Origin of the sequence: Pseudomonas sp. Larv2_ips (assembly GCF_963879675.1) — a bacterium.
Classification (GTDB): Bacteria; Pseudomonadota; Gammaproteobacteria; order Pseudomonadales; family Pseudomonadaceae; genus Aquipseudomonas.
In genome coordinates, this window is the sequence record NZ_CAWOAW010000030.1 from 53,916 (window position 1) to 70,485 (window position 16,570).

Below are 16,570 nucleotides of genomic sequence, written 5' to 3' on the forward strand. Positions count from 1 at the left end.
CTCTCGATAAAAATTGTTTATTGATAAACCAAAACTAGCTTATCGAGCTGACAGAAAACATGTAAGAGTCCATATCTATGTTAAGTGTAATGATAATGAGAACTTAGTGCTGGGATTTTCTAGCTGCACACGGTTAGATACCTGATAAAAATCCCAAGTGCGAGTCATTTATAAAGCTTTGCAACTACTATGCCTAAAGATCTTTTCATGCTAAATCTATCTGATATCTTAGATAATCCGCTAAATTTCGATGACCTCGAAACTAAAGAAAAGGAAAATTACCTAGACGAAATACTCGTTGTGAATTTAAAAAAAAAATTTAACTGAGTCTCAGATATGCATTATGAAGGTCGAGCTGCGGAAATTATATAGAAGCTTCCGCTATTGTGGTTGCGAAGTTGATCTCCACGACTTGGCGAATGATTTTATGGAAAGATGGGACCCCAAAAAAACAAACAACTACAAATTAAAACCCGACGACACAAATAATCGCCCTATATTTCTTTATTTTAAAACCTTCGTTGACGACATATTAAAATTCCATTATTGCGGTAAAATGGTTCAAATGAATGAAAAATCAGCACGCGCAGCACTTAAATTCGCATGTCTAATAGATAAGCTCAACGCTGAAACCGAATTTCAACAATTCCAAAAACATGTACAGAGTGCGACATGCCTGGTTCATGATTTGTCTTCACATAAACTTATCTGTAAGCAATTAGCACACGTTCTCTTGGCCGACCTGAAGTCTATTGAATTTGATTATCTAAGAATATTGACGCCTGGCATAAATGCACAAGAATAGCGATGTTAGCCGCGCTCCAAATAAATTGAAAATATATAATAGCGCTGGAAGCTTTTTACTCGCGTTAATGAATAAAACTACGAAGTCTTTGAATAACCAGTGCGCCAGTTAAGCGCAGCTTCTTTTAGATGTAGGAACTAAAGCATTCGGGATTTAAAGCGCAAACTTTTTGTTAAATAAGTGTTGTATTGCCTTGAATTTGTTAACGATTTTACTCGCTGTGGCTCGCCGCCACTGAATTTTTCTGTCAGAAAGCAAGATCATACGATCAGTTCAGGGCTGATGAAAGATAATCAGCATTTCAAATAAAACGAGAGTCGAGGAGAATCTCTGCTGAATATCACGAGAGTAAGGGTCCAAAAATCAATAGCGCTTGTAGTGTACTCGCTATCGTTATAAAAGTTGTCACATCTACAAGACCAACTCACAATGTTTGTGTGGCGAACATGTCTTAACAATCACGGTGCGTTATTTGAGCTAGTAGCTTTGTTTAAGCTATGAAATATTTAGTGGTCATAAGTTTTGCACTTGCGGCGTAAAGACTTTCACCACTGCAATCTCCATACGGTACGACCATAAAGATGTAGGACAAAATATGACAAAAATTTTTCACAATTACTGTCATTTAAGTTTCTCTAGTTTCATGCATATATTTAAAGTCCAAGATAGTATGTTGAAATCTGACGATCTGAATGGCAGAGCTGACGTAGAACAATCGTAAACGCGCATAAAAAAACTAATGATAGCTGTGGGTTGCCGGCACTTACCAGATACCTAAAACAGCCTGTAAATCTCATGACTCGCCTCATTTAATCGGTATTAAAGGTATGCCGAGCGGGATTCTTGAAAACTTTTAATAATCGAACTCGCACAGTACCAATGCGATCTGACATTGAGAGAGTGTGCTCGCATGACTAGAGGCAATAGATTGAAAAATATACACTGCCAAAAATTAGAAACTGCTTACGGTAGTCCATCACATGACATTACGCCAGATCCGTTACTTCATCGCTGTAGCCGAAACAGGGTCGATTTCGGCAGCGGCCCATGCGGTTTTCATTTCCCAATCAACACTGACACTCGCGATCCAACAACTGGAGCAAGAAGTTGGTGTCAGTTTGTTCAGTCGTCACGCTAAGGGCATGACGCTAACCCACCAAGGTCATCAATTCCTACGACAGTCTCACATAATTCTAGCCACTGTTGATAATGCTAAGCGTATGCTCCAACAGGCGACCGATGAGGTAGAAGGTCAATTGATCATCGGCGTCACTACCCTAGTGGCCGGTTACTACCTGGCGGATTTACTAACACGCTTCAAGCGAGCGTACCCTAATGTCGAAATCAGTGTAATAGAGGACGAACGCGCTTACATTGAACACTTATTAATAAGCGGTGAAATCGACGTAGCCGTACTAATTTTGTCAAATCTAGAAGACCGCCACGCTCTGCAAACGGAGGTCCTTACACGTTCGCCTCAACGATTGTGGCTCCCGGCTCAGCATCCACTGTTGGATCACGACAGCATAACCCTTGCCGATGTCGCCCGGGAGCCTTTGATTCAGCTTAATATTGATGAAATGGATCGTAACGCCCAGCGCATATGGTGCGGAGCGGGCTTGCAGCCGCGCATTAGCTTGAGGACCGCCTCGACCGAATCAGTTCGTAGCCTCGTCGCCGCAGGTCTCGGCTTGTCGATTCAACCGGACATGACTTACCGTCCTTGGTCGCTGGAAGGTGACATTATCGAAGCCCGCCCCCTCGCAGACCTCAACCAATCCCTTGATGTAGGTTTAGCGTGGCGACGCGGAACCGCGCGCCCTGCTCTGGTAGACCCTTTCCTGTGCGTAGCTCGCGAAAAGCCTCGTGCTTGACGTACCTATCTATTAAATCGAACGCTGACTTCTGTATTTACTATTTGCCGAGCTCAGCGTCCCAAACTAGGGTTACCTCAATGATTAGACATGTGCGGCTAGATCCTTGAGATAATACCTAGCCCATCCAACAAGAGATAAGCCGAAAAATGCCTTCCGAGCAGCCACCGTTCTTGACAGCTTTAGTGATCAATGGCGAATTGGTTGAGGGGCAGGGTTTCCCCGAACCTATTCTCAATCCGGCTACTGGGGGAATACTTACACACGTTGCAGGGGCAAGTTCTGATCAGGTAGAAGAAGCTGTACTGGCTGCACACCACGCATCACATGGATGGACACAGACAACGCCGCAGCATCGATCGAAAATTTTGCTCGCCATCGCCAATGCCGTTGAAAATCAAGCCGAGCACTTAGCTAGGCTGGAATCGCTGAACTGCGGCAAGCCATTGCATATGGCTCTTAAGGACGATTTGAATGCCGCAGTGGATGTGTTTCGATTTTTTGCCGGAGCCATTCGTTGCCAATCTGGTCAGCTAAGCGGCGAGTACCTGCCCGGCTATACAAGCATGGTACGACGCGACCCTATCGGTGTAGTTGCTTCCATCGCTCCTTGGAATTACCCAATCATGATGGCCGCTTGGAAAATCGCACCCGCCTTAGCAGCAGGCAATACCATTGTGTTCAAGCCGTCCGAACATACTCCTTTGTCGATTCTGGCTTTGGCTCCGGTGCTGGTCGAATTATTGCCACGTGGGGTAATCAACATTATCTGTGGCGGCGGTGAGGGCGTCGGCAGTCACTTGGTCAACCACTCTAAAGTGCGCATGGTGTCCCTGACTGGCGATGTTGTCACCGGCCAAAAAATTCTCCAGGCTGCGGCGAAAACGCTAAAGCGCACCCATTTTGAACTAGGCGGCAAAGCACCGGTTATTGTCTGCAACGACGCCGACATTCAATTAGTTGTCGAAGGCGTTAGAAGCTATGGCTACTACAATGCGGGGCAGGACTGTACCGCGGCTTGCCGAATATATGCCCAGGATAAGATTCATGATCGACTGGTCGCTGAACTCAGTGCCGCTGTTAGCAGCCTGCGCTACGCCAGCGGGCGGGATAATGAAAACGAATTAGGACCTTTGATTAGTTCTCGCCAGCGTGACCGCGTGGCTAGCTTCGTGGAACGTGCACTTAGCCAGCCGCACATTGAACGATTAACCGGCGCAGCCATGCATCCCGGCGCAGGCTTCTACTATAAGCCTACCCTACTCGCCGGCTGCAGACAGAACGATGAAATCGTCCAGCGCGAAGTGTTTGGACCTGTAGTAACAGTAACGCGTTTTGAAGAGCTTGAACAAGCGGTGGGGTGGGCCAATGACTCTGAATACGGTCTGGCATCGTCTGTGTGGACCCAAAATTTGGACAGAGCAATGCAGATCGCAGCGCGACTGCAGTACGGCTGTACGTGGATCAATAGCCACTTCATGCTGGTCAGCGAAATGCCACATGGGGGTCTAAAAAGGTCTGGATACGGCAAGGATTTGTCCAGCGATTCATTACAGGATTACAGCGTGGTCAGGCACATCATGGCTCGCCATGGTAATGAATTGAAATAAAGAATTTAACTTATCATTACTCTACACACTCTGCTTTCCCACGCCAAAAATTTTACTGCGAAAGACTTCATAAGTGCGATTAAAACAAATGTTTGTGATATTCCGCGCCATGTAGAATCTTGCAATAACATGACAGACGAAACCCGAAGATCACTCCGACCATGACCGAGGAAGGCGTGCCGATTGGGCGTACCAACCTGATCGCTGAATTCGCACACCCTACCGAGTTTACAAATGTACCGCGACTAGACTACGCATTTTTTGAGCCAGACCGAAAAAGCCTTTTAGCAAAGTATACGGAGATGCTCGGGATGATTATCCAATTCTAGGCCATCAATGTTTACTATCTGAACTTTATCGCAGGCCTTGCTGATTTCACTATGGATAGCGCATCCAGCTATCGGCGAAAGTATAAACTGTACAAAATTGAGCTATTTGCGATTGCGTGATTAATTAACACGTCATCATAAGAAAACTCGCGAGCATGTTCAAGTTTTATTGGACATTCGAGGAAGTCAAAGAGAGAGTTAACCATGCAAACTAAACTTTTGATCAATGGCCAACTGGTCGCCGGCGAAGGTGCTCCACAGCCCGTGTTCAACCCTGCGCTGGGTAGCATTATGGTAGAAATTAACGAAGCCAGCACTGCGCAAGTCGATACAGCGGTACATGCGGCGGATACTGCCTTCGATTCCTGGTCGCAGACCTCGCCTAAAGATCGTTCCGTGTTGTTACTAAAATTAGCAGACGCTATAGAAGCCCACAGCGAAGAACTGGCCCAACTGGAGTCTGATAACTGCGGTAAGCCGTACAACTGCGTGTTGAATGACGAGCTCCCTGCGATTGCCGACGTATTTAGATTTTTCGCTGGCGCTTGTCGGTGTATGAATGGCTCGGCGGGCGGAGAATATCTTCCCGGTCATACCTCTATGATTCGTCGCGACCCGGTGGGGGTAATCGCATCAATAGCACCGTGGAACTACCCACTGATGATGGTCGCGTGGAAAATCGCCCCTGCACTTGCCGCAGGCAATACCGTGGTGCTTAAACCTTCAGAACAAACCCCGCTTACTGCGCTGCGTTTAGCTGAATTAGCATTGAATATATTTCCGGCAGGCGTTCTCAATCTGGTGTACGGCCGGGGGTTCAATGTTGGGAGTCCCTTGGTCACTCACCCAAAAGTCCGCATGGTCTCGTTGACGGGGTCCATAGCCACCGGCTCGCATATCATTTCGAACACAGCCGATAGCGTCAAACGCATGCACATGGAGCTAGGCGGCAAAGCTCCAGTGATTATCTTCAATGACGCCGATATCGATGCCGCCGTGGAAGGAATTCGGACGTTCGGATTTTACAACGCTGGACAAGATTGCACCGCAGCCTGCCGAATATATGCTCAGGAAGGCATCTATGAACAGTTCGTCGAAAAGCTTGGTAATGCGGTCAGCACAATAAAGGTCGGCTTGCAAAATGAACATTCAACGAAGCTTGGCCCGCTGATCACTGCTCAACATAGGAATCATGTGGTCGAGCTCGTGGATCGCGCCGTGGCGCAATCCCATATCCGTTTAATCACCGGGGGAAAGGCAATACCTGGTGACGGTTTTTTCTTCGAGCCGACTGTTTTGGCCGACGCTCTACAAGATGACGAGATCGTTCGTCGCGAAGTATTTGGCCCCGTAGTCTCGGTAACCAAATTCACCGATGAAGCACAGGTGCTAGCCTGGGCTAACGATTCGAACTACGGTCTGGCATCCTCGGTCTGGACCTCAGATGTAGGCCGCGCTCACCGTCTCTCCGCTCGTTTACAGTACGGCTGCACCTGGGTTAATACGCATTTTATGCTAGTTAGTGAAATGCCACACGGTGGTCAGAAACAGTCTGGGTATGGCAAGGACATGTCAATGTATGGACTTGAGGATTACACCACTGTGAGACATGTGATGTTCAAACACTAAACGACAAGCAGATAAACGAGTTGTAGCAATCTGACACTTTTTTATCTAAAAAACAACAAACACCGAACCAGGTTGGTACGGCAAGGTCTTTCCATGGAAACGGGATACACAATATTGCTAATTTTCGGAGCTTATTAACCATGAGTGCTTCCTCTGATCTTCCCACACCAATTGCCGACAGTGATGCCGAGCAATTGCGAAAGCTGGGTTACAGCTCAAACTTCAATCGCACCATGAGCCTATGGGAAAACTTCGCCTTGGGTTTCACTTACCTGTCGCCGGTAGTGGGCGTTTACACGCTCTTCAGCTTGTGTTTAGCGGCTGGCGGACCACCGATGTTCTGGGCCTACTTGTTGGTTGGTTGCGGGCAATTACTAGTATGTCTAATCTTCGGTGAAGTGGTATCGCAATTTCCAATTTCCGGTGGAGTATACCCCTGGGCCCGTCGTTTGGTGGGCGCGCGCTGGGCGTGGATGGTTGGCTGGATTCACTCTATAGCCCTGTGCGTCACCATTGCAGCCGTTGCAGTTGGTGCCGGTCCCTACCTGGCGGCAATGATGGGTTTTGAACCGAGTAATAATACGAATATTATCATTGCGTTAGTACTTACCTTGTTCGCGACTGTAATTAACCTTAGTGGCACCAAGGTGCTTGCGCGGATTGCAATGTTCGGTTTTCTCTGCGAACTAGTCGGCGCTATGGTTGTTGGTTTGTACTTACTAGTATGTGAACGTCATCAACCGATCAGTGTGGTATTCAATACCTTCGACATTCGTGTAGACGGCTCCTACTTACCGGCTTTTCTCACAGCGTCACTGGCCGGAATGTTCCTTTACTATGGCTTCGAGGCATGTGGCGAGGTGGCCGAGGAAATTCCGAATCCAGGGAAAAAAATTCCAGTAGCCATGCGTATGACTATTTATATCGGTGGCATAGCGGCGATGTTTGCTTGCTTGGCGCTGATTTTAGCCGTGCCGGACATGCACGCTGTGATAAATGGCATCGACAAAGACCCGGTAAAGACTATCCTCAATCACGCCTTCGGATCTATGGGCTCGAAAGTGGTAATGGGCGTGGTGATGATTTCCTTCACTTCCTGCGTTATCAGCCTGCAAGCAGCAGTTAGTCGCCTGCTACACTCCTACGCGCGTGACGAGATGATTATAGGTAGCACGATGCTACGGAAGATTTCGACTAGGACCCAGGTTCCCGTTGCCGCACTATTTGTGTCAGGTGTTGTGCCGGCATTTATTATTCTGCTGGGATATTTCCTACAGGACGCAGTGGCTACAATCGTCAGTTTTGCGGCCATAGGTATCTACCTGGCGTTCCAGATGATCGTGATCGCTGCACTTTATGCACGAGCACGAGGTTGGAAGCCAAGTGGCAACTTTACCCTCGGTGCTTTCGGTCTGCCGGTAAATATCGGCGCTCTGGCCTACGGTGCCGGTGCCATCATTAACATGTCATGGCCGCGTAATCCTGGTGCTGCATGGTATGTCAACTACGCTATGATTCTTAGCAGCGCTGTGGTCATTAGTATAGGTTTGCTTTACATGTTGATCGCGAAGCCGTTCGCACGATGCAACAAACCTGCCGGAGATGCTTGGAAAATCAGCCAGTAAAAGGTCTGTCCCGGCGCCGAGTTCGGCGCCGATGCATTAATGTAATAAATATAGCTTAATTTACATATCAGTAGCAATAATCGCTAATACAACAACCACCTACACCTGTGATTCCAATATGCCTTCGGGAAAGACCTTCTACGCCGTATCCAATTGATTCTATACCCTGACTATGAGAGGCCGGCGCGAAGGCGGAGCTTAAATAAATTCTTGATAGCAATCAGTTGTGGGTCTTTTGAAGAGTGCCCTTAATATTTACCTGGGGAATATGCGCTTCAACTTTATTTCAAGTCCCTAAAGAAGACAATTTATCGCAATCGAGCATAATAATGAACAGGAAAAAACTAAATGATCTAGGATAAAGGGATAAGACGCTGAAGAAGACTCAGAAAAAAATTAAATGCCAATGTTGCTACTACCAAACCGGTGAAAAGATAGACTTACGTCCGTTTTGTTATACAAGGGAAAAATGGAGAAATATAAAAATTTATCTGAGGCGCTTGGGCTAATACTGTTTTCGAGACTGAGGGAAATCAATTGAGCTTACTTATTCATTTAAAACTCCTATGATTTTTTATAATGATTTGAGGCTTGCCCCCTTTTAAAGTCATCGCTGTTTTGCAGGCGCGTCTGCGCCTAGGCGTCCTCTTTGTATAGATAGACGTGAGCCGCGGATGAAAACTCAGCTCCTTTATAATAAAATATTCTGAAATTGATAATGTAGGGCGTGGCTGTGACGTTACTATCTGATGGAAGAGCTTGAAAAAGACACACCTTTAGTGTGCCTTCATTAGACATCAGTCCTGTATGGTTTAACGCTTAGCCAATATATTGCCATTTATGTCCTAACCTAAGTGTTCTAAGTATTTTTAAATAAGTTTAAATTGCTTTATAGAGTGCCGCTGTATTCCATTTCTGGCGTACAGCAGTCATCAAAGGAGTAGGGAGCGTAGGCGATAAAAAAGCCCGCTCATTTGCAGGCTAAATGCAATTCGTTGGGGCCGATCCTTTAGCAGGCGAATGTGCATCCGGGGGGATCTGTATTGGTTCTGTTACTGGAAGAGGAACTTGATTGCCACTCGGACTCAATCAATCTAGAATCTTATCCGGTAGATTTGGATTTAGCTAGCCCATGGCCAGGCTCTATATGCCGCAAGGTGGCCGCTGCCACTTATATAATCTGCCGATTTCCTAATGTGGGCTAGGGGTTGATCCAATGTGTATTGTTTCTATAAGTAAGTAGGTTTATAAGGTAGATGCTTTGGGGCCCTGTCTTCAGCCCAGTAGACCCAGCCTAAAAAGTAAGCATTCTTTCGTAATCCAGATAAGCTAATAGCCTCCACCATTACTCAATGTTGCCCCATAGCCGATTATGATTATGACTCATTGCTACAACTGTAATCATGTCCTAAGACCTCGAAGTAGTGTTCAGGTGCAAGAATTGACGATCCTCGATAATGTAGCAAATAATGGGTAAGCCAAAGCATCATCCCCATATCTCCTTTTCCAACTCAACGACCGGAAGCTGAAGCGGGTGCCCCAGTTGTAACTGATACAATTGCTCGCTTTGCCCGAAAATAGCCTGTTTCGTATCGTGTATGACTGTTGTAGAGATGGCAAAAACGAAGACACGATCAACCCGCCTTTCAGAACAGCTCGAGGGCCGTACCACCGAGTTTGAAACTGCAAGATAACAAGATCTGCAGCTTCCAATTTTCTAACTTCCAGATGCACGTTCCTTGGCAGAGAGCCCTTCGTGCTGGTGTTGCGCTTCCCCGCTAGCGCAAGAAATTGCTTCTAAGTCGGGCGCTCACCGTGATGCCAATCAGTCTTCAACTGGATAGAACTTCGTGGCGTAAAGGTCAGATATAGTTACAGTCTGCCCTCCCGCTGCAAGAGCAGAATGGCTGCTGTGGTTAACTGGCCGTTGAAGGACTTATTAACAGGAAGCGCTTGAACTATAAGGATCTGCATGCGATATACCACTGCTGTTTGAAAATGCTGTACCATATCGTCCGGCACGGCAATTACGCACTTGGAGCAACCATATTGCAGTACCTAGTAACGTATATTCAAAAAAATTTCAGCTCGCGACGCGTTGGTCATCTCTGTAATTTGGGGACTGTTAACAGTGCCTGCCATTGCTCAGCACCCCATGCGCAACGGAATTGCTTAGGCAGAGTAGGGGTATTGCTCATTAGGTTTTGACGCAATCCTTCAAGAAGTTGAGCGCCAGGGTGTGCTTGACCACTAGAGATCTCCGACAGGCCTATCCACGTAGATGCCTGTTCACTGTGGTGGCACGTTCTCTGGTTGGTACGCTAGCGTGCTGTAACGGTGGGTTGAATATTATTTTCCCGCAATTAGCGCTGCTCATCCCCGTTACAACTCGGCATGCTCGAAAAAGATATAGGCTTGGCGTTATCTGTCCCGTGGGTTAGACACCATCGCCTTTATTTCTGGGGTAGAGTACGTGATTCCGCACGACGCTTACCTTTAGCTAACATGTTAGGCTCTGTACGAAAAGTATTACCTTACTCGCCGCAGGGCACAGGCCGATGAGACCGTCGCCTCAAAACTTTTTGCGAGCTTGTCGAAACGCGTAACGAGGCGGCGCCTGTCCTTCGGCGATCCGAACATGCGCTCCATGGCGTTCTACTGCCGATTTGGGGCGATCGAAGATCCTGGGTAAGGCAACTTGAGTTTACGCTTCATGCTTCGAAACGTAGTAACGGGTTGAATACGACACCGATTACAGTGCCGACACAGAGCCTTAGCATCTTAGCCCTTGTCGGCCCAACAGCCATCGGCAGCGTTTGTGAGGACGGCCACGCAAGTTTGGGCTGCAAGTCTTATCAAGTAAAGGTTTGGCATGGCAATATGCTGGCTTGCCGCCTGACAGCAGTGAGCGAAGCCGCACGCCATTGGCGTCGCTTAGCATGTTGATTTTGGTAGTCTGGCCGCCCCGGCTGCGTTCGAGCACGAGATCTTTCGGTCCTTCATGCCCTTTTTTCCGGCGTCTGATGAAACTCGCATTGCTAGGACGTTAGTGTAGTCGATCATCCATGTTTCCAGGTCGGTCAACCCTCGCTCGCTTAATTGGACATTAAGCCCCTTAAGCATCTGATCAAATGGTCAGCTACCAAGCCGTTCACAAAAACCGTTGGTAGATCGTTGACCAAGGGCCGAATCGCTCGGCATATGCCAACAGACAGCGCCAGAGCTGAGCATCAAGTGATCATTGCTTCGCGGGCATTAGGTACGGCGGTTTCGCTGAAGATCTACCACTAAACCCCCAGGCGACATAGGGAATTTTGTAACGCGTTCCCATACGGGCATACATTATATCCCGCATGGCAGCTATTTTACTCGTTCAGAATTTTCGTACAGGACTAAGGTTAGAGAAAGCACTAAAATCCAGTTTAGCTGATATTAAAAATATTGGTATGGGACTTGATCATATGATATGGCAATTAAAAAAATGACGAACGTATTCCTTATGATGGTTGTGCAGTCGCTTCATAAAGCTTGGCAGAAGACGTTATAAGAGCCTTCTCATAATGATATAAATAATGTAGTAAAAAATTTAACTCGGGTACTCATAGTTAATTTCAGAATGATTTGAATCTGAGATGGTTACTAGTTATTACTTACGACACCATACTGATAGTGTTATGGTTCAAATTAGAAATGTTCGCTCGAACAGCAATGGAGCGTTTTCGCATACTTAAATAATTACTGAAGTTTATAATTTCTGGTTGCGGATGTTTATTTAAAAGCTAAGATTCACATTCATGAATTTTCTTCTTCACAAATAAGCGGCATCAGAATGGCGCATATTTTAATGTTGGGTCTTTGTGCTATTAAGCATGAATCACTCAAAGAGTTTACGTCCTTGTAAATTCTTTCCATTCTAATTTTTGATTAGCTATAAATGATATCTGATCGCCATTTGAAATTCTATAGCTTCTACCATGACTAAGAGGCAGCCTAAATCTACGCTTTAAATTGATCCATTAGATTCTTCTGCTGGCTCGCGAGCTTATATAGCTGGTCGCTGATAGTAGCCGACTTAACAGCCTGGTCTGTCAAAGTTTCTGTTATGAAACGAATTTCAGAAATGTTACGACTAATTTCCTCAGCTACAGCGCTCTGCTCTTCGGCGGCGCTTGCAATTTGCACATTAACGTCGTTAATCACGGTAATAGAATTACCAATTTTCTTAAAAGCTGTTTTGGCTTCAGTTATCGACGCAGTATTAACTTGAGCTTGAGCATGACCAGCTTGCATCATGTCTACTACGGTGCAAGTCCCAGTCTGTATACGTTCAATGACCAACCGTATCTCCTCAACTGAATTTTGAGTACGTTTTGCCAGACTCCTGACCTCATCAGCTACTACGGAAAATCCTCTTCCACTTTCTCCGGCCCTTGCTGCTTCGATTGCAGCGTTTAGCGCTAAAAGATTCGTTTGATCTGCAATGCTCCGAATAACGTCCAGGACAGACCCAATCTGATTGCTGTTTAAAGCTAATGCCTCAACCTCCCCGACAGCTCTATTGAGCGAGACGGCCAGGCTTGTAATGTCGTTCGCACTTTGCTCAATAATATACATCCCTTCTTGAGCCGAACTATCTGCTATGCGAGCTGCTTCTACAGCGCTTGCTGCATTGTTTGCAACCTCTTGAGACGTATTACTCATTTCGTTAGATGCTGTAGCTACGAGCTCAATTTCTCGAAATTGTATTTGCATACCTTCACTGGTTTTACGAGATATAGCCTTAGACTGGTCTGCCGTGCCCCGCACATCAGAAGTACTTTGTTTAATTTCAAGAATTATCGGCTGAAGCTTATCAAGAAAATGATTAAACCAGTGGACCAGAACCCCAAGCTCGTCGTTTTTTGAATAAACTAATCGCCGAGTCAAATCACCGTCTCCACTGGCGATATCTTTAATCATATAAGCTAGATTATTAATCTGGCGAGTAACCGCATTCGCTGTGAGTACTATGAATAAAAGACCCAAAACAGCTGCGCATAAGCCGAAAATTAACGAATTAAAATTCCCAGCTGATTGCGCACTTTTGAGTAGAATATTTAATTTGTTACTGTCTGATAGCAAAACATCCTTTGACAACTTTATCACGATTGCCCAAGGTTGAGCACCATCTACTGGTTTGAAAGGATAAAGGGATCGAATAATGTCACGGTCTACCCTTGTTTCATGTGCATTATCTGCCGTCAGCTTTATCAGGGTTTTGCCTTCACTACCTATCAAATCAAGTATATTTGAACCAATCTTTGCTGGCTCCCCGCTGTAAGCAGCTACTGTGCCGTTGCTTGAAAGGATCTCTAGATGAGCGGAACCGTTAAATAGTTTTTTCTGAGCGTCCTCACTTTGTGATTGTAACGATTTCAACGAAATGTCTATACCTACGGCACCCAAGAATTTTCCCTCGACTACGAGTGGCACTGTGAGAGATGTCATTAATTCGACTTTATCATAGATTTGATATTCGTATGGTTGTAATAAACAAGGTTTCATTGTATCTCTAACGCACGTTAACCATTGGTTTTTAGGTTTACCATCGGTACCAAGGTCTAGATTATTTACATCTTTTTCACTTATAGCCGAATAATGTCCCTTCCCATCTAAACTATGCCAAAAGCCGGAAAATCTTCCTTTTTCATTCGAGCCACGGAATTGATCGTTTTTAAAGCCGCCATCGTTTCCATCTAAGCTATTTGGTTCAAATACTACCCATACTCCTAAGGTATCGCTATTGCGCATACCTGCCATTTGGATAGACTGACTGATTTTAAGACGAAGCTCACTAGGACTGATGATATTTTTTTCTTGAAGTCCACGCAAAACTGTCACTTGATCAGCTAGGGACTTAACTAATGAAAAGTGGTCACTAAACATTATTTTTAGCTCGCTAGCCTGTTCCGCAGCTTTCGTTTCAAGCAATTCGTCGCCGATTTCATATAGCATTTTGGTACTAGTATTGCTGATTACCTGATTGTTAGCGTCGGTTTCTTTTATATGTAAACTTATCAATAAACCTATCACAAATAGAAGAGATATGCCTGACAGGAATATAAGCTTTAATCTAATTGTTCTCACGTAAATCATCATATTTCTCGCGAAAATTTGTGGATGCGGCAGATTGGATGAAACCTTTCAGCTAGGAGGTTCTCGGCGTTCTAAGGCAAAACTTGAGGTTTTCCAGTTCGCGTTGTGACATCTAACCTGGTAGGTGAGGCATGCGTAGTGCCGGGTCTCCACGCGGCGGCCCGCACACTGATTAATTTGCGAAGCCGAAATATTTTGGATACAAAGCTGAAACAAAAAATTAACACTAAATTGTTGCTGAATCGTTTAACCTGGCTTTGAGAGTTTAACAATTGGCTTAATCTTAGTTTCGGGCCCATAGCGATAGTTTGCATGTTTCCCCAACTCCACAACTGAAGCTTTCAAGATCATAGGTAATGTACGTTTAATGATTGAAATAGCAGGCTGTTGAAGGATTAGTATTGTTTGCGAATAATTAATTTTTTGCTATTTGGGTGAGTTATGTGCCTTATGGGTGGCATTTTTAAATTTGTCCTGAAGTGTTACTGCTGAATAAAAAACTTGCGCGAAGTTGTTTGCTATGCTCTCAGCCTTTTTCCGCTTAATTAAGTGAGTTAGGTTTTTTGTAATGCTAATATATATATAATGGGTGCGCATTTGCAATTGAGGATTAATTTTTTGCTTGCCGCTATCTGCTAATTTTTATATCGTTGATCTGTTTAGATTACTCAAAGTATTGTTCAGATGCTCTAGGTCCAAATTTTATTTATCGTGTATTCTAAAAAATTTTCTGTAATCACGCTTGTTAAGCTTGGTATAAAAGGTTTGCATGTTATTGATTCAGGTTGTTACTAACTCTACGTTATCTGTGAAAAAATGTGAAATCTTCTCCGCTAAACTACAAAGTGTATTTCACCATCAAATTTTTCATGTTACGTTTGATTTTCCACTGCATTTAGGGGCCTCAGCATGATAGAAAAAACTACGAAATCTAATCCCGCTCAATCTAACTCATCTTCAAGTTTCTCGCAGTTCGAGACATCCTTAAATGTTTCTAAAGCGTCAAGCGTAATATTGAAATATTTAAAAGATAACGGGAAAAATATGATAACCGGAGCGCAGATTAATCAAATATCTGAAAATCAGTCTGGTAAGCATTCTTTAGAATTAGTTGATGCTGCAAAATTTTTAGCTCGTCATCCTGACATATTTAAACTCGTTGAAACGCATGATGTTGCAAAACCTGACGATCTGGCAGGTTATCTGAATTTTGAATGGGCTTCTCATGGACCACTCGACAGTTCACCAGCTGCTAGCATTGCTAAGATGCAAGATACATTCGATTTGGCAATAGCTAAATCTTCAAAGATAACTGAAATTTCTACCGGCAAAAAAGTTGAGATTGATTCATCTAAACAGAGACCGAGTAACTAGACCCATATGGACTGCTTTGGCTATGCCTTTACAGATGAATGATATTCTGTTGTAACAGGCATAGCTAAGCACTTAAATCTTTTTTAAATGTCAGTTATTAAATGAATATCTTCTTAGAAACCAGAATTAAGGAGTTTTTTTTAAACGAGTCTTCTTTTCATATGAGATTGCTTGAGGCGTCTCTAAATCTATCTACTGTTAGGAACGTATATGAGGCAGAAGCGGAAAAGCTAGATTTAGCAGTTTGGGAGGTCAAACTCATTGTGAAAGCGGGTTCTTATTCTGCCGCAGCGGCATCGCTTACCGCCGCACATTTTGAGCTAGCAGAAATGCTTGAGATGTCGTGGGAAGATTATAGCTTTATTGCGTTCAAATGACCTATTATTCGCATAGTATTTAAGTTTTATGGAAAATTTTAGAACGTATTATTCCGCAGTCACACAGCAACTTAAGGCGATAGAACGCGAGGTTCTCCGCTATCGAAGTGAACTTAATCTATCGTTGCTTGAGACTGTTCGATTAAATAACAAGCTTGGTGGTATGTTAGATTATGAGACTGCCACTGCGGAAACTTTACCCTTGGGTCCGTCACCTGATCTCAAGGCTGTGTTAGGCGCAAATATAAATAATCTAAAAAAGTTTAGTCAGACTATTTGCGTTAGACTCGCTGACCACGGCATGATCATAGATCTATTAAGATCTGACGCAATTAATGCACATCACCACTACCAGAGTGACTTTAATGATATTATTTGTTTTTCGAGAACGCGTGAGTTGATATTGAAAATGGACGAATTGTGCAAGATTATATCTTCTATTTTGTGTTGAGATAGGCTCCTATATTTTAGTGAGGTGTTTAATTCTTTATTTTCAGATATCATTCTATGATTCATTATTTTTAATAATATCTCGGTGATATAATACCAACTTTTTTGATCAGTTTTGATTGTGCTTCTCTATGGTCATATCTGCCAACGTGTTCTTCCTGTCATTGAGTGCCTGGATTGCTTGTACCGTTTCAGCGGTTTTTTTGCAGATGGTCATGTAAGGAACTATTGCAGTGGCTAGCCCCAGTTCTACACAAGCTAGGGGCCCACTCTCGTACTCATAGTGAATCGCCCCGGGTTTTCTAGACACTCTCAAGGCTCGCTGCGTAACGCTTTTCAAACTCTACCGGTGACAGCTGATT

8 protein-coding genes and 1 pseudogene are annotated in these 16,570 nt (G+C 44.6%); 7 read left to right on the plus strand and 2 right to left on the minus strand.

Annotated features, from left to right (window positions below; translation table 11 throughout):
- Positions 1–343: 343 nt before the first annotated feature.
- From AACV02_RS31005 to AACV02_RS25675, 5 genes are all read left to right on the plus strand, one after another.
- Positions 344–805, plus strand: coding sequence for a hypothetical protein (locus tag AACV02_RS31005; protein ID WP_177413650.1), 462 nt, complete (start codon positions 344–346; stop codon positions 803–805).
- A gap of 980 nt (positions 806–1,785) precedes the next feature.
- Positions 1,786–2,679, plus strand: coding sequence for a LysR family transcriptional regulator (locus AACV02_RS25660; protein ID WP_119735349.1), 894 nt, complete (start codon positions 1,786–1,788; stop codon positions 2,677–2,679).
- A 149-nt stretch (positions 2,680–2,828) separates the two neighbouring features.
- Positions 2,829–4,289 carry a gamma-aminobutyraldehyde dehydrogenase gene (locus tag AACV02_RS25665; RefSeq protein ID WP_119735350.1) on the plus strand — a complete coding sequence of 487 codons (1,461 nt, stop codon included), beginning with the start codon at positions 2,829–2,831 and terminating at the stop codon, positions 4,287–4,289.
- A 533-nt stretch (positions 4,290–4,822) separates the two neighbouring features.
- Positions 4,823–6,247: a gamma-aminobutyraldehyde dehydrogenase gene (locus AACV02_RS25670; RefSeq protein ID WP_119735351.1), complete on the plus strand. Its 1,425-nt coding sequence runs from the start codon at positions 4,823–4,825 to the stop codon at positions 6,245–6,247.
- A 140-nt stretch (positions 6,248–6,387) separates the two neighbouring features.
- A complete protein-coding gene (locus AACV02_RS25675; protein ID WP_119735352.1) occupies positions 6,388–7,872 on the plus strand; it encodes an amino acid permease in 1,485 nt (494 codons plus the stop codon).
- A gap of 2,529 nt (positions 7,873–10,401) precedes the next feature.
- On the opposite strand, the pseudogene AACV02_RS25680 reads toward AACV02_RS25675, so the two are convergent.
- Together AACV02_RS25680 and AACV02_RS25685 are read right to left on the minus strand one after the other, a co-directional pair.
- A pseudogene (locus AACV02_RS25680) lies at positions 10,402–11,203 on the minus strand (IS5/IS1182 family transposase).
- 665 nt (positions 11,204–11,868) lie between these two features.
- A complete protein-coding gene (locus AACV02_RS25685; RefSeq protein WP_119735353.1) occupies positions 11,869–14,007 on the minus strand; it encodes a methyl-accepting chemotaxis protein in 2,139 nt (712 codons plus the stop codon).
- 909 nt (positions 14,008–14,916) lie between these two features.
- Here AACV02_RS25685 and AACV02_RS25690 point away from each other — a divergent pair.
- Positions 14,917–15,381, plus strand: a complete 465-nt coding sequence (locus tag AACV02_RS25690) for a hypothetical protein (protein ID WP_119735354.1) — start codon at positions 14,917–14,919, stop codon at positions 15,379–15,381.
- A 101-nt stretch (positions 15,382–15,482) separates the two neighbouring features.
- Positions 15,483–15,758, plus strand: coding sequence for a DUF6388 family protein (locus AACV02_RS25695; protein WP_157986787.1), 276 nt, complete (start codon positions 15,483–15,485; stop codon positions 15,756–15,758).
- Positions 15,759–16,570: the final 812 nt, after the last annotated feature.